Origin of the sequence: Novosphingobium rhizosphaerae, from assembly GCF_050920675.1 — a bacterium.
GTDB lineage: Bacteria > Pseudomonadota > Alphaproteobacteria > Sphingomonadales > Sphingomonadaceae > Novosphingobium > Novosphingobium rhizosphaerae.
The window spans coordinates 1,931,183-1,953,470 of the sequence record NZ_CP137861.1 but is presented as its reverse complement, the minus strand read 5'-3'; the positions used below and the strand labels follow the sequence as shown (position 1 = coordinate 1,953,470).

At 66.5% G+C, this 22,288-nt stretch carries 19 protein-coding genes and 1 pseudogene; 8 read left to right on the top strand and 12 right to left on the bottom strand.

The features are described 5' to 3' along the window. Positions 1 to 2,280, bottom strand: a complete 2,280-nt coding sequence (parC, locus tag R9J51_RS08915) for a DNA topoisomerase IV subunit A (RefSeq protein ID WP_179504250.1) — start codon at positions 2,278 to 2,280, stop codon at positions 1 to 3. 127 nt (positions 2,281 to 2,407) lie between these two features. Here parC and R9J51_RS08910 point away from each other — a divergent pair, with 127 nt between their 5' ends. Further along, positions 2,408 to 3,010 (top strand): type 1 glutamine amidotransferase domain-containing protein, encoded by a 603-nt coding sequence (locus R9J51_RS08910; protein ID WP_168554211.1) that lies wholly within the window; start codon positions 2,408 to 2,410, stop codon positions 3,008 to 3,010. Here R9J51_RS08910 and R9J51_RS08905 read toward each other — a convergent pair. Together R9J51_RS08905 and R9J51_RS08900 are read right to left on the bottom strand one after the other, a co-directional pair. Further along, positions 2,985 to 4,106 carry an acyltransferase family protein gene (locus R9J51_RS08905; RefSeq protein ID WP_432787953.1) on the bottom strand — a complete coding sequence of 374 codons (1,122 nt, stop codon included), beginning with the start codon at positions 4,104 to 4,106 and terminating at the stop codon, positions 2,985 to 2,987. The two genes, R9J51_RS08910 and R9J51_RS08905, sit on opposite strands and share 26 nt — an antisense overlap. Positions 4,107 to 4,203: 97 nt before the next feature. Further along, positions 4,204 to 4,689, bottom strand: coding sequence for a cache domain-containing protein (locus R9J51_RS08900; RefSeq protein ID WP_179504248.1), 486 nt, complete (start codon positions 4,687 to 4,689; stop codon positions 4,204 to 4,206). Positions 4,690 to 4,895: 206 nt separating this feature from the next. Here R9J51_RS08900 and R9J51_RS08895 point away from each other — a divergent pair. Continuing rightward, a pseudogene (locus tag R9J51_RS08895) lies at positions 4,896 to 5,068 on the top strand (plasmid stabilization protein); the annotation flags it as partial. Between the two features lie 57 nt (positions 5,069 to 5,125). Here the strand turns inward: R9J51_RS08895 and R9J51_RS08890 are convergent. Genes R9J51_RS08890 through R9J51_RS08875 form a run of 4 tightly spaced genes read right to left on the bottom strand, consistent with a single transcriptional unit; the run spans position 5,126 to position 8,692 of the window. After that, on the bottom strand, positions 5,126 to 5,728 hold the full coding sequence (locus R9J51_RS08890; protein WP_179504246.1) for an ABC-type transport auxiliary lipoprotein family protein: 603 nt from the start codon (positions 5,726 to 5,728) through the stop codon (positions 5,126 to 5,128). A gap of 21 nt (positions 5,729 to 5,749) precedes the next feature. Then, positions 5,750 to 6,688 carry an MlaD family protein gene (locus R9J51_RS08885; RefSeq protein WP_168554206.1) on the bottom strand — a complete coding sequence of 313 codons (939 nt, stop codon included), beginning with the start codon at positions 6,686 to 6,688 and terminating at the stop codon, positions 5,750 to 5,752. Between the two features lie 3 nt (positions 6,689 to 6,691). After that, positions 6,692 to 7,570: an ABC transporter ATP-binding protein gene (locus R9J51_RS08880; protein ID WP_168554205.1), complete on the bottom strand. Its 879-nt coding sequence runs from the start codon at positions 7,568 to 7,570 to the stop codon at positions 6,692 to 6,694. Between the two features lie 3 nt (positions 7,571 to 7,573). After that, complete coding sequence (locus R9J51_RS08875; RefSeq protein ID WP_179504245.1) at positions 7,574 to 8,692, bottom strand: ABC transporter permease; 1,119 nt, start codon at positions 8,690 to 8,692, stop codon at positions 7,574 to 7,576. 127 nt (positions 8,693 to 8,819) lie between these two features. On the opposite strand from R9J51_RS08875, the gene R9J51_RS08870 reads away from it, so the two are divergent. The 5 genes from R9J51_RS08870 (at position 8,820) to R9J51_RS08850 (ending at position 14,705) form a co-directional block, all read left to right on the top strand. Then, a complete protein-coding gene (locus tag R9J51_RS08870; RefSeq protein WP_179504244.1) occupies positions 8,820 to 11,549 on the top strand; it encodes a valine--tRNA ligase in 2,730 nt (909 codons plus the stop codon). Positions 11,550 to 11,688: 139 nt separating this feature from the next. Next, the gene (locus R9J51_RS08865) at positions 11,689 to 12,435 is read left to right on the top strand and encodes a 7-carboxy-7-deazaguanine synthase QueE (protein WP_179504243.1); all 747 of its coding nucleotides are present in this window, start codon (positions 11,689 to 11,691) and stop codon (positions 12,433 to 12,435) included. 92 nt (positions 12,436 to 12,527) lie between these two features. Next, a complete protein-coding gene (locus R9J51_RS08860) occupies positions 12,528 to 12,893 on the top strand; it encodes a hypothetical protein (protein ID WP_179504242.1) in 366 nt (121 codons plus the stop codon). A 124-nt stretch (positions 12,894 to 13,017) separates the two neighbouring features. Beyond that, complete coding sequence (locus R9J51_RS08855; protein WP_179504241.1) at positions 13,018 to 14,391, top strand: glutamate--cysteine ligase; 1,374 nt, start codon at positions 13,018 to 13,020, stop codon at positions 14,389 to 14,391. A 14-nt stretch (positions 14,392 to 14,405) separates the two neighbouring features. Beyond that, a complete protein-coding gene (locus R9J51_RS08850; RefSeq protein WP_179504240.1) occupies positions 14,406 to 14,705 on the top strand; it encodes a putative quinol monooxygenase in 300 nt (99 codons plus the stop codon). A gap of 61 nt (positions 14,706 to 14,766) precedes the next feature. Here the strand turns inward: R9J51_RS08850 and R9J51_RS08845 are convergent, their stop codons facing one another. The 5 genes from R9J51_RS08845 to R9J51_RS08825 form a co-directional block, all read right to left on the bottom strand. Beyond that, positions 14,767 to 16,173 carry an isoprenylcysteine carboxylmethyltransferase family protein gene (locus R9J51_RS08845; protein ID WP_179504239.1) on the bottom strand — a complete coding sequence of 469 codons (1,407 nt, stop codon included), beginning with the start codon at positions 16,171 to 16,173 and terminating at the stop codon, positions 14,767 to 14,769. 59 nt (positions 16,174 to 16,232) lie between these two features. Then, positions 16,233 to 17,621 carry a PQQ-binding-like beta-propeller repeat protein gene (locus R9J51_RS08840; protein ID WP_169473766.1) on the bottom strand — a complete coding sequence of 463 codons (1,389 nt, stop codon included), beginning with the start codon at positions 17,619 to 17,621 and terminating at the stop codon, positions 16,233 to 16,235. Between the two features lie 94 nt (positions 17,622 to 17,715). Beyond that, entirely contained in the window at positions 17,716 to 18,474 is a 759-nt protein-coding gene (locus tag R9J51_RS08835; protein WP_169473764.1) for a tetratricopeptide repeat protein, read from the bottom strand. A 159-nt stretch (positions 18,475 to 18,633) separates the two neighbouring features. Further along, positions 18,634 to 19,791, bottom strand: coding sequence for a glycosyltransferase family 4 protein (locus R9J51_RS08830; RefSeq protein ID WP_248290237.1), 1,158 nt, complete (start codon positions 19,789 to 19,791; stop codon positions 18,634 to 18,636). A gap of 25 nt (positions 19,792 to 19,816) precedes the next feature. Beyond that, on the bottom strand, positions 19,817 to 20,743 hold the full coding sequence (locus R9J51_RS08825) for an alpha/beta fold hydrolase (protein WP_246865856.1): 927 nt from the start codon (positions 20,741 to 20,743) through the stop codon (positions 19,817 to 19,819). Positions 20,744 to 20,824: 81 nt separating this feature from the next. Between R9J51_RS08825 and R9J51_RS08820 the strand changes: the two genes are divergently transcribed. Continuing rightward, positions 20,825 to 22,258, top strand: coding sequence for a protein adenylyltransferase SelO family protein (locus R9J51_RS08820; RefSeq protein WP_179504238.1), 1,434 nt, complete (start codon positions 20,825 to 20,827; stop codon positions 22,256 to 22,258). The last annotated feature ends 30 nt before the right edge of the window (positions 22,259 to 22,288 follow it).

The window sequence follows — 22,288 nt, the reverse complement described above, 5'->3', positions numbered from 1 at the left end:
CTAGAACGTGTTGTCGCGCGGGAAGCCCACCGGCGGCAGCCGTCCGGCCGCGCCGCGCGCGACTTTCCAGGGCAGCAGGTCCTTTTCCACGCGGGTGCGGCCGGTTTCGCCGCCCATGGTCCAGGTCAGCCCGTCGTCCAGCTTGAGCGTGATCGCGTCCGACAAGCCGCCGTCGCGATAGCGTTGCAGCGTCACCCCCTGCCCCTTGGCCAGGATCGGCACTTCCGAGAGGGCAAAGATCACCAGCTTGCGATTGTCGCCCACCACGGCCACGTGATCATGCTCGGGCGCGATTTCGCGCACGATCTTGAGGGTGACGCCCGGCTTGGTCGAAACCACGCCGCGACCCTTGCGGGTCTCTGCCAGCAGTTCGTCCATCTCGGCGGCAAAGCCGCGCCCGGTGTTGGCCGCCAGCAGCAGCTGCCCCTTGGGGCGATAGACCACCAGCGCCATGATGTGGGCGTCGGGATCGATGTCCACCATGGTGCGGATCGGCTCGCCAAAGCCGCGCGCGCCAGGCAGCTTGTCGGCGCCGAGCGTATAGAACCGCCCATTGTCGAGCGCGACGAGCAGCTTGTCGGTGGTCTGCGCGTGCAGCACCCAGGCCGGGCCATCGCCTTCCTTGAACTTGAACTCGGTGTCGAGGGCCAAGTGCCCCTTGGCCGCGCGAATCCAGCCGCGCGCGGACAGCACCACGGTGACCGGTTCCTTCTCGATCATCGCGTCCATCGAGAATTCGCGCGCGGGGGCGGCTTCGGCTATCGTGGTACGGCGGCGGCCCAGCGCGGTGTGCGGGCCATAATCCTTGCGCAGCGCATTCAATTCGCGCTTGAGCCGCGTGCGCTGGCGCGCCGGGCTTTCGAGCAGCGCATTGAGATCGTCCTGCTCGGACAGCAGCGCGTCGCGCTCCTTGCGCAGTTCCATTTCCTCGAGCTTGCGCAACGAACGCAGCCGCATATTGAGAATGGCTTCGGCCTGGCGGTCGGTCAGGCCGAATTCGTCCATCATCACCGGCTTGGGCTCGTCCTCGGTGCGGATGATCTCGATGATCCGGTCGAGGTTGAGATAGGCAATGATATAGCCTTCGAGCAGTTCGAGGCGGGCGGCGATCTTGTCCAGCCGGTGCTGCGTGCGGCGCAGCATGATGTCGATCTGGCTGATCACCCATTCCTGCAACAGCAGCTTCAAGCCCAGCACGCCCGGCGTGCGATGCGCATCGAGCACATTGAGGTTGAGGCCGAAGCGCGTTTCCAGGTCGGTCAGCCGATAGAGCGATTCCTTGAGCAGCTCGGGATCGACATTGCGGCTCTTGGGCACCACCACGATACGGATGTGCTCGTCGCTTTCGTCGCGCACGTCTTCCAGGATCGGCAGCTTCTTGTCGGCGATCAGGGCCGCGATCTGTTCGATCAGCTTGCCCTTTTGCACCATGTAGGGAATTTCGGAGATGACGAGCTGCCATTGGCCGCTGCCCAGCCGCTCGATCCCGGTGTCCTCCCAGGCGCCATCCTCGCCCCGCCCGTTGGAAAAGCGCCCGCGCACGCGGATCGAACCGCGCCCGGTTTCATAGGCGGCGGAAATGACCGCGGGGCTGTCCACCACCACACCGCCGGTGGGGAAATCGGGGCCGTGGAACACTTCCATCAACTGGGCATGTTCGACGCCGGGATTGTCGATCAGCATCAGCGTGGCATCGACGATCTCGGCCACGTTGTGGCTGGGAATGTTGGTGGCCATGCCCACGGCAATGCCACTGGCGCCATTGGCCAGCAGGTTGGGGAACAGGCCCGGGAAGATTTCCGGCTCCTGCTCCTCGCCATTGTAGGTGGGCACGAAATCGACCGTGCCTTCGTCCAGCCCGGCCATCAGGCGGATCGCGGTGGGCGTCAGCCGCGCTTCGGTATAGCGATAGGCGGCCGCGTTATCGCCATCGATATTGCCGAAATTGCCCTGGCCATCGACCAAGGGATAGCGCAGCGCGAAATCCTGCGCCAGGCGCACCATCGCGTCATAGACGCTGGCATCGCCATGCGGGTGATACTTGCCGATGACATCGCCCACCACGCGCGCCGATTTCTTGAAACCGCCGGTGGGATCGAGCCGCAATTGCCGCATCGCCCAGAGCAGGCGGCGATGCACCGGCTTGAGCCCATCGCGCAGATCGGGCAGCGAGCGCGCGGTGATCGTGGACAGGGCATAGACCAGGTAACGCTCCGACAGGGCGGAGTCGAACGGGGCATCGACGATAGCGTCGAACGGATCTTTGAAATCATCGGCCATGGCCCGCAGGGTTTAGGCCGCGCCGGCCGATTTCGCAACGCAATGTCGTGAACAAAACGAAACCACCGGAACTGTCACCCCCACGGGCCATTGTGGGCAGGTACCCCCGAATTGACGGAGAAATGCCATGGCCAAACGCGTGTTGATCCTCGCCACCGACGGCTTTGAACAATCGGAACTGATCGATCCGAAAAAGGCCCTGGAAGCCGCCGGTATCGAAACCGTCGTGGCGAGCCCCAAGACCGGCTCGATCAAGGGCTGGAACCACACCGACTGGGGTGAAAGCGTGAAAGTCGATGCCCGCCTCGATGCCGTGGAAGCAGACGATTTCGATGCCCTGCTGCTGCCCGGCGGCCAGATGAACCCCGATGCCCTGCGCCTGGAGCCGCGGGTGATCGAGCTGGTCGAGGAATTCGACGACATGGACAAGCCCATCGCGGCCATCTGCCACGGTCCCTGGCTGCTGGTGGAAGCCGATATCGTCGATGGCCGCACCGTCACCGGCTGGCCCTCGATCCGCACCGACCTGGAAAACGCCGGGGCCGATGTGGTGGACCAGGCCGTGGCGATCGACGGCAATCTCATCACCAGCCGCAAGCCCGATGACATTCCCGCCTTTGCCCAGGCGCTGATCGACGCGCTGGAAGAAGACGAGGAAGAGGAAGAAGACGAAAAGGGCTGGGACGAGGACGAAGACGCCCTGCTCAAGGACGAGGAAGAAGAAGACTAATCGCGCGCCGCGAGACGCCCGCCGCTGAGCCATTGCGCCAGCGGCGGGCTGATCGCGCGCAAGGCGCGGCCGAGCAGCAGCGTCGCCCCAGCGCCAGCAGCGGCTGGGCCAGCAGGAACAGCGGATAGAGCGGTGCCCCCAGCGGCCCGGTGAGGGTGCCGATCGCCGGCCCGGCGCACCAGATCAGGATCAAGTGGCAGCAGAACAGCAGGAACATGGCTGGCTCAAGGGTTTGCAGTGCGGCGCCAACGCGCGTTTCCGCCAGGCGCCAAGCCAGCGCCCAGAAACATAGCGCCGTTGCGCAGCGCATCGCCAGGTCGACCCCGGCGATCAGCAGCGGCGAGGCCCAGCCCTGCGCCTCGCCATAGAGTTCCAGCCAGATCTTCACCCCGGCCAGCACCAGATAGGGCGCCACGATCAGCGCCAGCGGCCCACCGGCAATGCGCGCGGCGGCGTCGCGGCGACGCACCAGGATGCCCAGCACGAAGAATCCCAGGATCGAGGGGCGCTGCAACAGCGGGAAGACCGGCGGCGCCAGGCTCCACGCCAGCGCCGCCACGGCCACCACCGCCAGCGTGCGATCCCCCTGCCGCACCAGCAGCGGGGCAATCAGCAGGCACAGGAACAGATCGCGCAGGAACGGCATCTGCACATTGATTTCGTTGGGATGGACAAGACCGGTCAGTTCATTGGCCAGCCAGCCCCACGAGGTGGGCTGCGGCGCATAGAGCCAGCCGAGCCACGCCGCGCCGGAAACCACCACGATGGCAATGGCATTCCACGCCAGCATCGGCACCAGCACGGTGCGCGCCTTGCCCACCAGGAACGCGCGCGCGCCGCGCCGGACCAGCGAAGGGCCGACCAGCCAGCCCGAAACCAGGCTGAGCAGCGGCACCGACGAACGCGCCAGCAACTCGATCAGCCCCCAGCGCAGCAATCCCTGTGGCGTATGGTCGAGCGCGGTCAGCGCCGGGCCATAGAGCCCCGTCCAGGCATGGACATAGACGATGCCCAGGATGCACAAAACGCGAGCCAGGCCGATCGCACGCGAGGTGCGCACACGGGTTTGGGCAAACGTCTCGCTTTCCTGGAACACGGGGCCTGGCATCCTTGCATCTGGCCCCCACCGCGCGATGGCGCGGCTGGGCCATGGATGTCAAACCCGCCAAGCGGCCAAACGTGCCCCGCCCGCGTTATCCGGCGTAATATCCCACGCCGACAATGTGATCGCCCACCCGCTGCACCAGCGAGCGCTTGTGCTCCACGCGATTGTCCGCACGGTTGAGCCACACGTAATCGACGCGGCCGCCACCCTTGGCCTTGGCGAGCGCGATCATGTCCCGCACCAGCGGCTTGCCTTCGGCATCGGTCATGTCGGTGGCATCGCTGCCCACCAGCTTGGGATCGGCGCCCGACGCTTCATAGCGGCCGGTCATGCTGAACACGAAGACGTAGAGTTCGCGGGTGTGGAACGCGCCGGCCGGATCGTTGAATTCGGCAAAGGCCTTTTGCGGGCCCACGCCTTTCAGTTCGGCCACGGCGCGGGTGAGCAGGGCCTGGGCGTCGGCCGATCCGGCATGCGTGGCGGCTTGCGCCGGCGCCGGCACGAAAGCCAGGGGCACCAGGGCCGCGCATGCAAAGGCGGGCGCCAGAATCAGGCGGGAAAACTTGGGCAACATCGATCGAACCTCCTTGGACGCGTGGGTCAACGCCCCGGAAGAAACGCCGCGCGGCGGACTATCGCGCGATCCCTCGTGGGTGAGCGTGCTCTACCCCCGCGCCGCGCCCGCGTCGGTGCGCTAGATCAAATGCGGCAAATTTCGGGAACCATCCCACGGCCCTGCCCTTGGACGCAGCAAGAGCCTCACGTTCCAGGAGACATGCCATGCCGCAAGGCACCAAGGACGCCTATACCGACAAGCAGAAGCGCAAGGCCGAACATATCGAGGAAAGCTATGAGGATCGTGGGTTGAGCAAGGACGAAGCGGAAAAGCGCGCCTGGGCCACGGTCAACAAGCAGGACGGTGGCGGCAAGAAATCCGGCTCGGGCCGCAAGGGCTGATTGCCCGATAGCAGCGAACCCCGGAGGTGGTCCGGGGTTCGCTTCCTACCTGCTCAGCCCAGCCAGTCCACCACCTGGCGCGCCACGTCGTTGGCGGCCTGGTTCAACGCCGGCCCGATCGCCTGGGCATCATCGTCGATATTGGGCACGAGTGCTTCAAAGCGGCGCGTTTCGATGCGGCCGCCGGGTGCTTCCTTGACCGCGTCAAAGCGCACCACGGCGCTGCGGCTGGGCAAGTCATAGCCCATCGCCAGCAAGCGGCCAGACAGCCGCTGCTCCCACTGGTTCACGTCGCTTTCCACCACCAGGTGGCCGCCCTTGGCCCGCAGCGTCTCGGCGATTAGGTGCTGGAACTGGCGGGCGGGGCGTTCGACCCACTGCGTCTTTTTGAGATAGGCCACGTTGCTGGCGTCGATCTGCACGGGCACGCGCAGCACGGATACGCGCGCATCGGCGGCCGGCTCCATCACCACCACCGATTTGGCCAGCGTGCCCGTGGCGCCCTGGCCGGCAGGCACGGTGGCCTCGGGGGTGAGCGCCAGCAGGCTGGCCGGCGCCTTGGCGCCGATGCTGACGCAGCCCGACAGGCCAACGCTGGCAGCCAGCAGCACGGCAAGGGCCGGACGCGGCGCGGGGAAGAGCAAACGCAGTGTCATGTCAAACTCCCCTGGCGGCGATCAATGCTTGTAATCGGGCAGCTTGGGACTGCCAAACACGCTGCTGACGCCGCGATCGTTGATGCGATCGGTCAATTCGCGCAAGGACCGGGTGGTGGCCTGGAGATCGCGCATCGCCGCTTCGGCCGCCGGCAGCGTCTTTTCATCGAACTGCTTGAGGCCGGGTTGCGCCGCATTGGCCGTGGCATTGAGCGCATCGGCCGCCCCTTGCGCCGACTTGAGCGTGTCGCGCAGCTGCTTGGCCAGGCCATTGCCCTGGTCGTTGAGCAGGTTGTCGGCAGAGCCGGCCACCTTTTCGAAGGCCGAAAGTGTGTAGGTCGCCTGGCGCAGCGTGGCTTGCAGTTCAGACAAGGTACGCTGCACCTGGGGCGAGGCATCGGCCAGGTTCGCGGTCATCTTGTCGGTGTGCGCCAGGATGTTCTCGATCGACTTCTGGTTCTTATCCGACAGCACCATGGTGAGCCGCTCGGTCAGCGTGGCCAGCCGTTCGAGCAGCAGCGGCGCGTTGGACAGAATTTCGCCCAGGCCCGAACGCTTGGTCGGGATCACGGGCGCGCCTTCCGGCCCCGGCTGGTCGATCGGCGGGGCGCCTTTCACCGCGCCAGCCAGCTGGATCGTGGAAACGCCGGTAAAGCTGCCCTGGATACTGGCGGTGGTGCCCATCAGGATCGGCACGCGCTTGTCGATGGCAATGCGCACGCGCACGAACTCGGGGTCTTTCTCCCACAGTTCGATGTCCTTCACCTGGCCCGAAGGCACACCCGAAAACGACACTTCCGATCCCTTGGCCAGGCCATCGACCGACTGCTTGAAGAAGATGTCGTATTCGTTCTGCGCATGCTGGTTGAGCCGCGCGATCCAGATCGTGAGGACCGCCGCGCCGATCAGCAGCAGCAGCGTGACCGCCCCGACCCAGATATGGTTTGCCCGCGTTTCCATCGCTTATTCCTGTTCCATCGCGCCAGTGTCCGCCAGGAGACTTGGTTGCACCACACTGGCCGATTCGCGGTCTTGCGCATCCTTGGCCGCCCGGCCGCGCGGACCATTGAAATATTCCTGGATCCAGGGATGATCCAGCGCCAGCAATTCCGGGATCGTGCCCACCGCAATCACTTTCTTGTCGGCCAGCACCGCCACCCGATCGCAGATCTCGTAAAGGGTATCGAGATCGTGGGTGATCAGGAACACGGTCAGCCCCAGGGTTTCCTGCAGGCTGCGGATGAGGTTGTCGAACGCGGCGGCGCCGATCGGATCGAGCCCGGCGGTCGGTTCATCCAGGAACAGCAATTCGGGATCGAGCGCCAGCGCGCGCGCCAGGCCGGCGCGCTTCTTCATGCCGCCCGAAAGCTCTGACGGATACTTGCTGGTGGCGTTCGCCGGCAGGCCCGAAAGCAAGACCTTGTAGCGCGCGATCTCGTGGCGCAGCTCGTCGGTAATCTCGGGATAGAATTCGCGCAGCGGCACTTCCACGTTTTCCGCCACGGTCAGCGTGGAAAACAGGGCGCCGCCCTGGAACAGCACGCCCCACTGGCTGCGGATGTCGATATCCTCGTCGTCGCGCGCATCGGTGATCGACCGGCCGAGCACTTCGATCGAGCCTTCGGCCGGGATCTGCAACCCGATGATCGAGCGCATCAGCACCGATTTGCCGGTGCCCGATCCGCCCACCACGCCGATGATCTCGCCGCGCTTCACGTCAAGGTCGAGCCCGTCGTGGATCACATGATCGCCAAAGCGATTGACCAGCCCGCGCACGCGGATCGGGAAATCGCCTTCGAATTCGTCGGGAATTTCGGCCAGATGGGCTGATGAGTCGTTCATGGCTCAGCCCCAGCCGATCTTGGTGAAGAACACCGCAAAGAAGGCGTCGAGCACGATGACGGTGAAGATCGCCAGCACCACGGCCGAGGTGGTGCGCGTGCCCACTTCCTCGGCATTGGTCTTGACCTGCATGCCCTGGTAGCAGCCAGCCACCGCCACGATCAGGCCGAACACCGGCCCCTTGACCAAACCCACCCACACGTCGTGGATCGGCACCACTTCCTGGATGCGCGCCAGGAATGTGAGGAACGGAATGCCAAGGCTCACCGAGCCGAGGAAGGCGCCGCCGATGATGCCCAGCACCGAAGAATAGATGCCGAGCAGCGGCAGCATGATCATCGTGGCGATGATGCGCGGCAGGACCAGAGCCTCGGTCGGCGAAACGCCGATCGTGCGCATGGCGTCCACTTCCTCGGTCAGCTTCATCGTGCCCAGCTGCGCGGCAAAGGCCGAGCCGGAACGCCCCGCGACCATGATCGCGGTCATCAGGATGCCCAGTTCGCGCAAGGTAAGCCGGCCGACCAGGTTGATCGTATAGATTTCAGCGCCGAACTGCTGGAGCTGCACCGCGCCTTGCTGCGCGATCACCACGCCGACCAGAAAGCTCATCAGCCCGACGATGCCCAGGGCGTTGACGCCGACGAGTTCCATCTGGTGGATCAGCGCCAGGGCGCGAAAGCGGCGCGGATGGCGCAGGATCGTGCCACCGGCCGAAACCGCCTGGCCCAGGAACCCCACCACTTGCAGGAACCCGACACCCAGCGCGATGACCACTTTGCCCACTTCGTCGGGCACCCGCTGCAGCAGCGGCAGGCGCGGGGCACGAATGCTCTCGCGGTTTTCGTCGGTGTCGCTGATCGCCTTGATCAGGCGCTCGGCCTCGTCCCGGCAATTGACGATGCGCGCGCCAAGCTGTTGCGACAGGCGCCACACCGTCCACGCGCCCACCGTGTCCATGCGCTCCACGTCGCGCACGTCGATTTCGTCAACGCACTCGGAAATGTGGCGCAGGCGCCGGTCCACCAGCCCCAGCGAGGATACCACCATGGGGCCGCTGAAACGCAGCACACCACCGTGCTCCGCCTGGCCCGGCTCTATCGTGAAATCGGCTAAGGCTCTCATCCTGCCCACTTCATGGGGGAAAACAGAAGGGGCGACAAGTGCATCACGTGCGGCGGAACGCATGAATGGGCGTTTCCGTTCCTTCCCGCGCTTGCGATGCCCGGCGGCAACTGGCAAGGCGCCGGCCATGAGCGAGACGAATACGCAGCAGGAATCGGGCCAGGAGCAGCTGAACGAAGCGCAGCTGGCCAAGACGTTCGAACCGGGCGCCATCGAAGCGCGCTGGTATGGCCATTGGGAAAGCCAGGGGCTGTTCCGGCCCGAGCGCGCCGATGCCACGCCGTTCACCATCGTGAACCCGCCGCCCAACGTAACCGGCTCGCTCCACATCGGCCACGCGCTGGACAACACACTGCAGGACATCGTGATCCGTCACGAACGCCTGAAAGGCAAGGATGCGCTGTGGGTGGTGGGCACCGACCACGCCGGCATCGCCACGCAGATGGTGGTGGAACGCCAGCTCGAAGCCGCCCAAGACAAGCGCACCAACTACACCCGCGAGCAGTTCGTGGAGAAAGTGTGGGAATGGAAGGCGGAAAGCGGCGGCACGATCACCCGCCAGCTGCGCCGCCTGGGCTGTTCGATGGACTGGAGCCGCGAACAGTTCACCATGGACCCGCATTTCACCCGCGCCGTGGTCAAGGTCTTCGTCGATCTGCACAAGCAGGGCCTGATCTACCGCGACAAGCGGCTGGTGAACTGGGACCCCAAGCTAAAGACCGCGATTTCCGACCTGGAAGTGGAAACCCGCGAGGTGCAGGGCCACTTCTGGCGCTTCCGCTATCCCCTCGCCGATGGCGTGACGCTGGATAGCGGCGCCGATCACATCGTGGTCGCCACCACGCGCCCCGAAACCATGCTGGCCGACATGGCCGTGGCCGTGCACCCGGACGACGAACGCTACAAGAGCGTGATCGGCAAGCACGTCGTGCTGCCGCTGACCGGCCGCCGCATTCCCATCGTGGCCGACGAGCACGCCGATCCGGCACTGGGCACGGGCGCGGTCAAGATCACGCCCGGCCACGACTTCAACGACTTCGAAGTGGGCCGCCGCGCCGGCATCGAAGCGCGCGACATGCTCAACATGCTCGATGCCGAAGCGCAGGTGGTGCAGACCGCCGATGGCCTGATCCCGCAAGAGTTCCTGGGCCAGGATCGCTTCTTCGCGCGCAAGGCCGTGGTCGAGGCGCTCAAGGCGCAAGGCCTGCTGGTGCCCCATGTCACCAAGGACAAGGACGGCAACGAGACCGAGCACGACGCCGAGCCGCGCACGATCCAGACGCCGTTCGGCGATCGCGGCGGCGTGGTGATCGAACCCTGGCTGACCGACCAGTGGTATGTAAACGCGGAGTTCCTGGCACGCCGCCCGATCGAGGCGGTGCGTTCGGGCGCCATCGAGATCGTGCCCAAGTCGTGGGAGAAGACCTTCTTCAACTGGATGGAAAACATCCAGCCCTGGTGCGTCAGCCGCCAGCTGTGGTGGGGCCACCGCATTCCGGCGTGGTACGACGCGGAAGGCACGCCCTATGTGGCCGAGACCGAGGAAGAAGCACAGGCGCTCGCCGGCAACAAGCCGCTGACCCGCGACGAAGACGTGCTCGACACCTGGTTCTCCTCCGCCCTTTGGCCTTTCGCCACGCTCGGCTGGCCGGACGAGACCGAACTGGTCAAGCGCCACTATCCCAACGATCTTCTGGTTTCGGGCTTCGACATCCTGTTCTTCTGGGATGCGCGCATGGCCATGCAGGGCCTGCACTTCATGGACGACGTGCCGTGGAAGCGGCTCTATCTGCACGGGCTGGTGCGCGCCGCCGATGGGCAGAAGATGTCCAAGTCCAAGGGCAACGTGGTCGATCCGCTGGGCCTGATCGACAAGTACGGCGCCGATGCGCTGCGCTTCTTCATGGCGGCGATGGAAAGCCAGGGCCGCGACGTGAAGATGGATGAGAAGCGGGTGGAGGGCTATCGCAACTTCGCCACCAAGCTGTGGAACGCGGCGCGCTTCTGCCAGGCCAACGGCATCACCGCGTCCACCACGCTCGAAGCGCCGGCCGCGACGAGCGCGGTCAACCGCTGGATCGTGGGCGAAGTGGTGGAAACCGTCGCCGCGCTCGATCAGGCCATGGCCGATCTGCGTTTCGATGCGGCGGCCAACACGATCTATCACTTCGTGTGGGACACGTTCTGCGACTGGTACATCGAACTGATCAAGGGATCGTTCGACGATGAAACCCGTGCCGTGGCCGGCTGGGTGCTCGATCAGATCCTGGTCATGCTCCACCCGTTCATGCCCTTCGTCACCGAAGAACTCTGGCATGCGCTTGGCGCCCGCCAGAACGAGTTGATCGTCGCCCGCTGGCCCGCCCCGCAGGCCTCGGTCGATGCCGCCGCCAAAGGCGAAGTGGAGTGGCTGATCGCGCTGGTTTCGGCGCTGCGCACCGCCAAGAACGAACTGGGCATCGCGCCCGGCGCGCGTCTTGAGGCCTATCTGGCCGAGCCGAGCGCTCAGACCGCCGCGACCATCGCCGCCAACCCCGCCGCGATCGAACGCCTCGCCCGCCTTTCGGCCATCCATTTCGCTTCCGCGCCCGCTGGCGCGGCGATGCAGATCGTGGCTGGTGACGCGACGCTGGTGGTGCCGCTTGACGGCGTGATCGACATCGCCGCCGAAAAGGCCCGGCTGGAAAAGGCCCTGGCCGCCGCGCAAAAGGAAGCCAAGGCGCTGGAAGGCCGCCTGGGCAATCCCTCGTTCGTCGAACGCGCCAAGCCCGAAGCGGTAGAAAAGGCCCGCGCCGACCACGCCCACCACAGCGCCGAAGCCGAGCGATTGAGCGCGGCCCTGGCGCGGCTGGGGTAACGGTGGCGCAAGGCCTTCTTCCTCCCCTCCTCTTCAGCGGAGGGGATCGAGGGGTGGTGGCGCCCGGCACGGGCGCAGCGTTGTGCCTCGCACCACCCGCTGCGGTGGCGCTCCCCCCCCTCGTGCCGGGGAGGATGGCGTGACCATTGCACTGGCGACCACCACGCCGGGCGAGCCGGAAATCTTCGCCTCGCTCCAGGGCGAAGGGCCTTCGGCCGGGCGCCCCTCGCTGTTCATCCGCCTGTCGCGCTGCAACCTGGCGTGCCAGTGGTGCGACACGGCCTATACCTGGCGGTTTACCGGCGACAATCGCCCACACCGCGATGGCCTAGCGTTCGAGCGCCAGGCCAACCAGTTGGTCCTGCAAGAAGACGACATCGTTGCCCGCCTGCTGGCTTTTCCGCAGGACCGGCTGGTGGTGACCGGTGGGGAGCCGCTGTTGCAGGCCCCGGCCCTGGCCCGCGTGCTGGCCGCGCTCAAAACCGCGCGGCCGGGCTTGCATGTGGAGATCGAAACCAACGGCACCGTGGCGCCCGCGCCCGCCATCGATCCGCTGATCGACCAGTTCAATGTCTCGCCCAAGCTCGCCCATTCCGGCAATCCGGCCGACCTGGCGCTCATCCCGGCCCGGCTCGCCGCCTGGGCGGCCGAGCCCCGCGCCTTCTTCAAGTTCGTGGTGGCAAGCCCCGAGGACTGCGATGAAGTGGCCGCGCTCCAGGCCACTTACGGCATACCCGGCGAACGCCTGTTCGTGATGCCCGAGGGGACCGACAGCGACACCGTAAGATCGCGCGAAAAATGGCTGTCCACCCTGGCGCTGCAACATGGCTGGCGCATGAGCGACCGGCTGCACATCCATCTCTACGGCGACACGCGCGGAACCTGAGGCAAGCTGCGGAACCATTCGTCGCAAGGCCCCTGCCCGCTGACCCGCGCGGTTGCTATGCCTTTGCCGGGAACCGCAAAGGGACGCACGCCATGAGGGTCAATCCACTGTTTGCCGCCGCGCTGATCGCGGTGGCCTTGCCGGTTACGGCGCATGCCGATGACCCTGCCGATCCGTCGATGCGCAGCAGCACCGCCCGGGCCCGCGATCACGAGGCGATCCGCCGCATGAACCAGGCCCAGCTCGATTACGTGCGGGCACGGGACGCCCGCTATGCCCGGCAATACCGGGAATCGACGGCCGCGCCCGATACCTATGGCTATGGCTATGGTGCAGGCTATGCGCGGGGCGACGATGGCTATGCCCAGGCCCAGGCGCAATACCAGCGTGACCTGGCCGCCTGGCGCCAGGCCGTGGCCGATTGCCGCGCCGGATATTACGAGGCCTGCGGGCGGTAGGCGGGCGGCTGGCCAGGCTCTGCTTGCGCAAAAGAGACCTGTTCTTGATTGTTGCTGTCCTGCAATTGTTCATCCTGCGTTTAGCGCTGGCGCAAAGCCCTTTTGCCGACTAACGGATGCGCGCATGAGCACGAGACAGGTTTCAGATAGCAACGATCCCCTCATCGAGAGCCGGGACCAGCTGGTGATACCCATGCAGCGCGGGGAAAAACCGCGCGAGGCTTGGCGAATCGGCACCGAGCACGAGAAGTTCGTCTATCGCACGGCCGATCACGCCGCCCCTTCGTATGACGAGCCCGGCGGCATCCGCGACCTGCTCATGGCGCTGACCGAATTCGGTTGGGAGCCGGTGATGGAAGGCGGCAAGGTCATCGCCATGGCCGGCCCCGATGGCACGGTCAGCCTGGAACCGGCGGGCCAGCTGGAACTGTCGGGCGCGCCGCTGGAAAGCCTGCACGAAACCTGCGCCGAAACCGGGCGCCACCTTGCCCAGGTAAAGACCATCGGCGATCGCTTTGGCCTGGCCTATCTTGGCCTGGGCCTGTGGCCCGACAAGGCGCGCGCCGATCTGCCGATCATGCCCAAGGGCCGCTACGAGATCATGCTGCGCCACATGCCCCGCGTGGGCACGATGGGCCTCGACATGATGCTGCGCACCTGCACCATCCAGACCAACCTGGACTATGCCAGCGAAGCAGACATGGTGCAGAAGTTCCGCGTCAGCCTGGCGTTGCAGCCCCTGGCCACCGCGCTGTTCGCCAATTCGCCGTTCCTGGAAGGCAAGCCGAACGGCTTCCTTTCCTATCGCAGCCACATCTGGTCCGACACCGATCCCGCCCGCACCGGCATGCTGCCGTTCGTGTTCGAAGACGGCTTCGGCTATGAACGCTATGTCGACTACATGCTCGACGTGCCGATGTATTTCGTGTTCCGCGATGGCAAGTATATCGACGCGGCCGGCCAGTCTTTCCGCGATTTCCTGGATGGCAAGCTGCCTGCCCTGCCCGGCGAAAAGCCGCGGCGGAGCGACTGGGTCGATCACCTCTCCACCGCTTTCCCCGAAGTGCGGCTGAAGTCGTTCCTCGAAATGCGTGGCGCCGATGGCGGCCCGTGGAGCCGCATCTGCGCGCTGCCTGCGCTGTGGGTGGGCCTGCTCTATGACCAGGGCGCGCTCGACGCGGCGTGGGACCTGGTCAAGGACTGGGACATGGCGGGCCGCGAAACCTTGCGCGCCGGCGTGCCCAAGCTGGGCCTCGATGCGCCGCTGCCGGGCGGCGGCAGCTTGCGCGACATCGCGCCCCGCGTGCTCGAAATCGCCCGTTCCGGCCTTGCCGCGCGTGGGCGTCTCAACGACGCGGGTGACAACGAGACCGGCTATCTCCTGCCGCTCGACGAGATCGTCGCGTCGGGCAAGAGCCCGGCCGAGCGCCTGCTCGACCTTTATCACGGTGCCTGGGCCGGGGATCTGTCCCAGGTCTATGCCGCCAAGAGCTTTTGAGAGGATTGCACGCCATGATCCTGGTGATGGGTACGTTCCGCCTGCCGACCGCTTCGTTCGAGGCCGCGGCACCGCTGATGCGCAAGGTGATCGAGGCCACTCGCGCCGAAGACGGCTGCCTCGCCTATGCCTATTCGCACGATGCGCTTGATCCCGAACTGATCCACGTAAGCGAACAGTGGAGCGACCGCGCTGCGATCGACGCCCATTTCAAGACCGCGCACATGGCCACCTGGGCCGAAGAGCGCAAAGCCCTGGGCCTGAGCGAGCGCAACATCCGCGTTTACGAAAGCGACGAGGGCGTGGCGGTCTGACGCCTTTGCGTCAGGCTTCGCACCACCCCCAACCCCCTCCTCTCAAGCGGAGGGGGTTTTTTTATGCCTGCAGCTTCTCCCCCTCCGCTTCAGATGAGGGGGACGGGGTTTGGTGGATACCAAGCGCCGACCGCCCGAACACCAGACGCCCCAGCCGCACCAGCCGCCGCGTGATCAGCCCGTGCTGCGCCATCCAGGCGTGGTATTCGCTATACTTGGCATCTTCCGCCAGCAGGTGCTTTTCCTCGGTCTTGGCGCGCCAGAAATAGACCGCGCTGACCAGGGCCAGCGTCACCGTGTTGCGCACGGCATCCACCTTGGAATGGGTGGTGGCCAGGAACGGCATCGTCACCAGCCACCAGAACAGGTTCTTGGAAAGATAGGCCGGGTGGCGCGTGAAGGCATAAGGGCCGTTGGTCAGCACGCCGCGATAGGTGAGGTTGGAAAAGCGCAGGCCGAAGGCAATCGTGGCCCAGGCATAGATCGCGGTGAGCACGACTTGCGCGATGCCCCAGATCCACAGCAGCGCCGGGTGGCCATCGAACCAGAACGCCCATTCAGCGGTGTTCTGGTGGTAATCGAGCACGCCGCCCCCGCCCATCAGCACAAACGGCGGATAGCACATCAGCGCCGCCACCCAACCCGCCAGGAACGGATTGGCGGTGCGGATATGCGCGTCGAGCGGCTTCATCGTCAGCAGATAGCCGACCATGGCGATCTGGACGTCGATCATGAACATCGCTTCGATCGCGGTATAGGACCAGCGCACCGGATCGTGGGCCAGCCCGGTCCAATCCGCTTCCACCACGGCGGCAAAGCCACCGGGCAGGATCGAGATCATGAACGCGCAGAAAAAGCCCTTCACCGCCCAGGCGCGGGCATGGTGCCACACTTGCGCGATGTCATAAGGTTCGCGCCCGATCAGCATGGCGCCGAAATGCCAGGCCCCGTCGCGCGGGTTTACCAGAACCCGATCGAGCCACAGGACATAGGGAATGGCCCCCAGGAACAGGAACGGCGCCGCCTGCTCCAGCAGGTCCATGGCAAAGAGATAGGGCCCGCGCCAATACCAGCGCCCGAGGCAATAGACGAAAGCGATGATCGCCCAGGTGGCCCACAGCCCCGCCAGCTTGGTGATCGAAACCTCGATGCCGCTGCGCCAGGGGCGCGGCGCCGACCAGTCGATCCCGGTGGAGGGACGGCGATGGACCTTGTCCACCAGCAGCGACCAGGCGACCATCGGCGTGCCGGAAAAAACCAGCGCCAGCACCGCCGCGCTCGATCCCGAAAGCCGCGCGCGCGGCCCGGGCAGGCCCAGCGCATCGACGATCTGCGGCCAGGACCGGCAAATGGCGATCCACAGCAGCAGGCCGGCAAAGCCCGCAAGGCCGACCCAGGCGGAAACGTCGCTGGGCGGCCGGGATCGCGGCAGGTGTGGCGGAACGGCGCGGGTGGGCGTTTCTGTCATGCCCGCCCGCTTATACCGCCAGAAGTGGAAATTCGGTGAAGAAGGTTAACGCCCAGGTATCAACGCCAAGCGGTGATCTGGCCGCTGTCGTCCAGCACGAACAGCGTCTTGTCGGCCACGATCGGCGCCAGGGTGACCGAAGCGGCCACCTTGGCCATGCGTGCCAGCGTGCCATCGCCTACCGTCACGGTGGAAACCTCGCCGCGCGAATTGGCCACCCACAGCTTGTTGCCGGCCAGCACCGGGCCGGTCCAGAAGATCGGGGCTTCCTTCTTCTTGGGCTTCATGTAGCGGGGCAACTGGCTCATCCAGCGCACCTTGCCGGTGGACTTGGCGATGCACAGCAGCTTGGCTTCGTCGGTGAGGGTAAAGATCCACTCACCGGCCACAGCCGGGGTGGAAATGCCCGCCAGGTTCAGTTCCCAGATGCGCTGGCCGCTGACCAGTTCATAGGCGGCCATGCGCCCGCCCTGGCCCAGGGCATAGACCCGGCCGCGTTCCACGATGGGGTCGGCATCGATATCGGTCAGCGTGGAAACGCTGGTGGCGATCGACGTGCGCGCCAGCGCGTCGGACCACAGCTGCCGCCCGTTTTCATAGCGATAGGCCACCAGTTCGCCCGAGCTGTAACCGGCGATCACCGTGCCCTGGCCAGCGGCCGGGGCAGCCACGCCGAACACGCCGCTCTGCGTGACCGAGGCAGACTGGTTCCACAAGTTCGCGCCGTCGGCCACGTTTAGCGCAAAGATCTGGTTATCCTGCGTCATCACATAGACCGCGCCGAACGCCACGGTGGGCGCGCCGCGCAGCGGGCCGGCCGGCTTGACCCGCCACTTGATCTTGCCGGTGGTGGCATCGAGCGCGGCCACTTCGCCAAGGCCAGTGGTGACATAGACGCTGCCATCATCATAGCTCGCGCCGCCGCCAAAGATCGAATCGTTCTTGTCCGGCACGCGGAAGCCCTGCTTCCACTTTTCGTGGCCGGTGTTCTCGTCCAGCGCATGGACGATGCCGTCGGTGTCCATCACGAACAGCGTGCCGCCGCCCACCACCGGCGAGGCTGCCAGGCGCTGCTTGGGCGAGGAACCGGGGATGCGGACCGTCCACAGCTTGCGCGGGGCATCGGCCAGGGCCAGGTGGCCCGATGCCTTGCTGGCCGTGCCGCCGCCCTGGGCCCATTCGGTGTTGACCACCGGTGCCGGCACGACCACGTCCATGCTCGCCAGCGTGGCATCTACCTTGGTGCCCGCTTCGATCCGCGAAAGCACCGGAACGCGCTCACCCACCGTGGGCGTGGCCTTGACCTTGGACTTGTGCCCGGCGCAACCGCCCAGAACCAGAGCCAGGCCCAATACCGCTGCAGGGAGCATGGCCGCCGGGGCCAGCATCGCCGGACGGCGGCGCCCGGTGCCCTGGCTCGCTTGGCCCTGGCTGGAAATGCGGATCATGCCTGTCTTCCTTGTCCTGTCATGCCACGGCCGACCATGGGGCAGCGGTGGGCAATTCCTGTGCGCCCGATCGCGCGGGCAACGCTTGTGCGCTTTATTGGCTCTGCGCCTGGCTGACCACGGCAGAGACATCGTCCACCGCGTCAACGCCCAGGCTGCCGGCCACTTGCCGCGCACGGCGCTTGATCGAATCGGGCACGTCCTTGTCCTTGGCGATGGACGCGAACAGGCGCCCGGCCTGGTCGTTGCGCCCCTGCTTGAGATAGGCCAGGCCCACCAGTTCACCCGCGCTGCCGAACCACGGGCTGCCCGGCACGGCCAGGGGCATCAGGCGGTCGATCACCTGCTGGGGGGAGAGCTTGTCGAACGTCAGCGCCACTTCGCGCACGGTGGCCGCATCGCGATAGGCTTGCGGGGCGTTGCCATCGGCGGCAACGGCGGCAAAACTCTTGGCGGCCTGGTCTGCCTTGCCATCGTCCTGCGCCTTGCCGGCAAGCAGAAGCTGCGCGGCCGCGCGGTTGCCCGGCGTGCCGTCCTTGGCGAGCGTATCGAGCAGGCCCTGCGCGCCCTTGGCGTTGTTCGCCTCGGTATCGTCAAGCGCCAGGGTCAGTTGTTCGCCCTGCTGCCCACGCAGGCTTTCCTGGTGGTTGCTGTACCACAGCCAGCCGCCCAGGCCGGCCAGGCCGAGCAGCACGGCCGCACCAATCGGCAAGCCCCAGCGGCGGATCGCGTCCATCGCTTCTTCCTGGCGCAGGGCATCGTCCACCTCGCGGGCAAACACATCGCCCTGGGCGGCGCGTGCGGCGGCAAGCTGTTCGGATCGGTTTTGCGGGCGGTTCGGTCTCAGGGCCAAGGCTGCGCTTTCGGCGGTTAAGGGCAAGGGATGGGCAATAATTGCACGGCAATGGGCGCGGTGTTTAGCGGATGGAGCCACCTTTTCAACGCCTATGATGCTGCCTGTCCCCCGCTGAACCGCCGGTTAAGCGCAACATCGCGACACATGTCCCCTGCATCATGGAAATTGCCCGTGTCCCAGGGCGGCGGCATAGATGCGGGCATAGTGGGCCGCCATGACGCTTTCATCGTAATCCCGCGTCGCCAGCACGCGATTGGCCGCGCCCACGCGGCGGCGGGCCAGTTCGTCCTGCGCCAGTTCCAGCATGGCCGCGGCCAGGGCCGCCTCGTCTCCCACGGGGGTAATGAACCGCGCGTTTTCGGCCGAAACGATCTCTGCCACGTCGCCCACGGCGGGGCTGGCCACGGCCAGGCCGGCGGCCATCGCTTCCACCACCGAAAGCGGGAACTGCTCGCTGTCGCTAGACAGGGCGAAGAAATCGAACAGGCCCACGGCCAGCGCCGGATCGGGCACATGGCCGGGCAAGTGCACGCGGTGGCCGATATCCAAGTCCATCGCCTGGGTCAGGATCGCCTCGCGCTCCGGCCCTTCGCCCAGGATCACCAGGTGCCAGTTTTCCGGCAGGGCGCGAAACGCGCGCACCAGGCGCGGCAGGTTCTTGACCGCGCGCAGGCCCGCCAGGGTGCCCACCCACTTTTCCCCCGGTCGCTTGATCACGCGCGGCAGGGCGTCGGCGCGAGCCTTGCGGGCATAGGCGGCCGTATCCACCCCATTGGCAATGCGATGCACTTTGCCCGCCGGCTGGTGCCAGGCGTCCTGTGCCACGGCTTCCAGTCGGCGCGAAGGCACCACCAGCGCGCTGGCACGGGCGAGCGCAATGCGGCGGAACCAGTTGCGGCGGGGGTTGAGCCGCTCTGCCTCGTCCTGGTTGAAGCCGTCTTCGTGATGCACCAGCGGCGCCAGGCCATAGAGCGGAGCGAACAGGGCATGGGCCATGACCGCGTCCATCGCCCCCCAGTTGTAGGTGCAGATCAGATCGAACCCCTGCATCCCGCGTGCCAGGGTCTGCAGCCGGCGCACCCCCAGCTTGCCCGCCAGAGGCGGAAAACCCAGCGGGAAATGCACCGAAAGCCCGCGCGCCAGCAAGCTGCGCGCGCCCAGTGCGCCAGGCTGCGCCGAAACCACCGAATGATCGAGCGCATTGCCGAAGCGGTTCATCAGCGCGACGCTGCGCCGTTCCTTGCCCCCGGCATCGAACGTGGAATGCAGGTGCAGCACATGCAGGCGGCGAGCCGGGCTGGCAGGTTGGGTCATGGCGATTCCCCGGTACTGGCGCGCGTCAATCCAGCCGCGCCAGCAAGCGATCGATCGCCGCGCGGGCCTCGGGCTCGTCCAGCGTGGGGGCATGGCCCACGCGCGGCAGGCTGACCAGATCGCAATCGGGGTGGCGCGTGGCCATGGCTGCCGCGGTTTCGCCCGAAAGGATGTCGGACAAGGCGCCGTGCACCACCACCAGCGGCACGGGTGCCAGCGCCATGAACAGGGGCCACAGGTCCGCTGCCGGCGGCACCGGATCGCCGCCGCTGCGCGCTTTCGCTTCGGCTTCTTCCTTGGCTTCGTTCGCCGCCTCGATCGGGACGGCGATCTTCATGTCGTAATCGAACGCGATGCGCCCGCCCGTGCCCAGGGCCATCAGGCGCTTGGCCAGGCGCAGCCAATCCTCGATGCTGAAATCGGGATAGATGTCGCCCATCGTCTCGCGCAGGCCCCGCGCCGCGTGCATCCACGTCAGGTAGCTGCGCCCCTGGCCGACATAGTCGCTGATCCGCGCCAGGCCGTCCGCCTCGATCACCGGGCCAATGTCGTTGAGCACGGCGCCGGCCACCAGGCCGGGCTGGCCGGCCGCCAGCATCATCGTGAGAATACCGCCCAGCGAGGTGCCGACCGCGATAAAGCGCGTGATCCCTTCGGCAGAAAGCAACCCGGCCAGGTCCTGCGCATAGACGGGCGGCTGGTAGGTCATCGGATCGCGGGCGTAATCGCTTTCCCCGCGCCCGCGCAAGTCGGGGCACAGCACGCGGCGGCCGCCTGCGGCCAGATGCGCGGCCAGATCCTCGAAATCGCGGCCATTGCGTGTCAGGCCCGGCAGGCAGATCACCGGCAGCCGCGCATTGTCCCCCGCATAGGCGCGATAGGCCAGGCGCAACCCGTCGGTGCTGGTCCAACTGCGAATCTCGAATGCGGCGTGGGCGTCAACAATGGCCAAGCGCGTTTTCCCGTGTGCTGTAACGATGTGCGGCAACATGGCGCCTTGTGTGCGGCGCCCAAGCACCCCACTAATGAAAGAATGGAGCCTGTCCCGCAAGCCGTGTCCGTGTCCCCGCAGCCGGGCCATGCCGTTCCCTATCGCCCCGATCCGCAACTGGCGGCGCTGGCGCCCTGGCTGGGCGACCCGGTTGAGGCGGCCGAGTTCCCGCAAACCGTGCTGCGCTGGCGCAACGATCGTGCCGCGGCGCAGGTGGGGCTGGCGGGCCTGAGCGATGCGGAATGGATCGCCCATTTCGGCCGTTTTGCGCCCCTGCCCGGCAATCTGGCCGGCCCGCTGGCGCTGCGCTATCACGGGCACCAGTTCGGCGTATACAACCCGGAACTGGGCGACGGGCGGGGCTTTACCTTTGCGCAGCTGCGCGATGGCGCCGGCCGCTTGCTGGACCTGGGCACCAAGGGTTCGGGCCAAACGCCGTGGAGCCGGCGCGGCGATGGGCGCCTCACGCTCAAGGGCGCGGTGCGCGAGATTCTCGCCACCGAGATGCTCGAAGCGCTGGGCGTCAACACCAGCCGCACCTTTTCGGTGGTCGAGACCGGCGAAAGCCTGTGGCGGGGTGACGAGCCCTCGCCCACCCGCGCGGCCGTGCTCGTGCGGCTGAGCCACGGGCATATCCGCATCGGCACGTTCCAGCGCCTGCTCGCGCTCGACAAACCCGAGGAGATGCACCAGCTCATCGCCTATTGCCTGGAGCAGTTTCCCGGCGCGCCGGACGCCGCGCCGGCGGGCGCGAGCCCGGCGGCCACGCTGCTGCACCAAGTGGTGGCGCGCATGGCCGACATGGCGGCGAGCTACATGGTCGCCGGCTTCGTCCACGGCGTGCTCAACACCGACAACATGAACGTGACGGGCGAAAGCTTCGACTATGGCCCGTGGCGCTGGCTGCCGCGCTGGGACGCGCGTTTCGTCGCGGCCTATTTCGACGAGGCGGGCCGCTATGCCTTTGGCCGCCAGCCCGAAGTGATCGGGTGGAACTGCGGCCAACTGGCGGTGGCGCTGCGCCTGGTGGAAGAGGCGCCGCCCTTGATCGCCGCGCTGGAAACCTTCGGCCCGCTCTATCAGGCGGCGATGGCACGCCGCTGGTGCTGGCGCCTGGGCGTGGCGCCGCGCGGGCCGGAGCACGACAGTGCGCTGGTTGAAGCGTGCGAAGCCGCGATGCGCGCGCAGGAAATCGGGCCCGACGCCTTTTTCCATGCCCACCGCGGCGGCCGCGGCGCCGAAGCGCTGCCCGCGCTGGCAGGCTATGCCCCCGCCGGGGAGGATCATCCGCACTGGCACGGGCAGCCGCCGCAAAGCCTGCTGATCGAGGAGGTGGAGAGCATCTGGGCACCGATTGCCGAGCACGATGACTGGAGCGTCCTGCATGCCAATATCGCGGCGATCCGCCAGTTGGGTGAGGCACTTGGCACCCCGCCCGTGCCCGCCGGCCACGCTGCCGATGCCGGAGCCCATTAAGCAATCCGACAGGCTCCAGAGCCGATCGCT

Bases quoted from the DNA above. Each gene is read 5' to 3' on its own strand.
- R9J51_RS08840 (WP_169473766.1), bottom strand. From the start codon at position 17,621: ATGATCCGCATTTCCAGCCAGGGCCAAGCGAGCCAGGGCACCGGGCGC.
- R9J51_RS08830 (WP_248290237.1), bottom strand. From the start codon at position 19,791: ATGACCCAACCTGCCAGCCCGGCTCGCCGCCTGCATGTGCTGCACCTG.
- R9J51_RS08850 (WP_179504240.1), top strand. From the start codon at position 14,406: ATGATCCTGGTGATGGGTACGTTCCGCCTGCCGACCGCTTCGTTCGAG.
- R9J51_RS08855 (WP_179504241.1), top strand. From the start codon at position 13,018: ATGAGCACGAGACAGGTTTCAGATAGCAACGATCCCCTCATCGAGAGC.
- R9J51_RS08880 (WP_168554205.1), bottom strand. From the start codon at position 7,570: ATGAACGACTCATCAGCCCATCTGGCCGAAATTCCCGACGAATTCGAA.
- R9J51_RS08910 (WP_168554211.1), top strand. From the start codon at position 2,408: ATGGCCAAACGCGTGTTGATCCTCGCCACCGACGGCTTTGAACAATCG.
- R9J51_RS08900 (WP_179504248.1), bottom strand. From the start codon at position 4,689: ATGTTGCCCAAGTTTTCCCGCCTGATTCTGGCGCCCGCCTTTGCATGC.
- R9J51_RS08885 (WP_168554206.1), bottom strand. From the start codon at position 6,688: ATGGAAACGCGGGCAAACCATATCTGGGTCGGGGCGGTCACGCTGCTG.
- R9J51_RS08870 (WP_179504244.1), top strand. From the start codon at position 8,820: ATGAGCGAGACGAATACGCAGCAGGAATCGGGCCAGGAGCAGCTGAAC.
- R9J51_RS08890 (WP_179504246.1), bottom strand. From the start codon at position 5,728: ATGACACTGCGTTTGCTCTTCCCCGCGCCGCGTCCGGCCCTTGCCGTG.
- R9J51_RS08845 (WP_179504239.1), bottom strand. From the start codon at position 16,173: ATGACAGAAACGCCCACCCGCGCCGTTCCGCCACACCTGCCGCGATCC.
- R9J51_RS08860 (WP_179504242.1), top strand. From the start codon at position 12,528: ATGAGGGTCAATCCACTGTTTGCCGCCGCGCTGATCGCGGTGGCCTTG.
- R9J51_RS08820 (WP_179504238.1), top strand. From the start codon at position 20,825: ATGGAGCCTGTCCCGCAAGCCGTGTCCGTGTCCCCGCAGCCGGGCCAT.
- R9J51_RS08875 (WP_179504245.1), bottom strand. From the start codon at position 8,692: ATGAGAGCCTTAGCCGATTTCACGATAGAGCCGGGCCAGGCGGAGCAC.
- parC (WP_179504250.1), bottom strand. From the start codon at position 2,280: ATGGCCGATGATTTCAAAGATCCGTTCGACGCTATCGTCGATGCCCCG.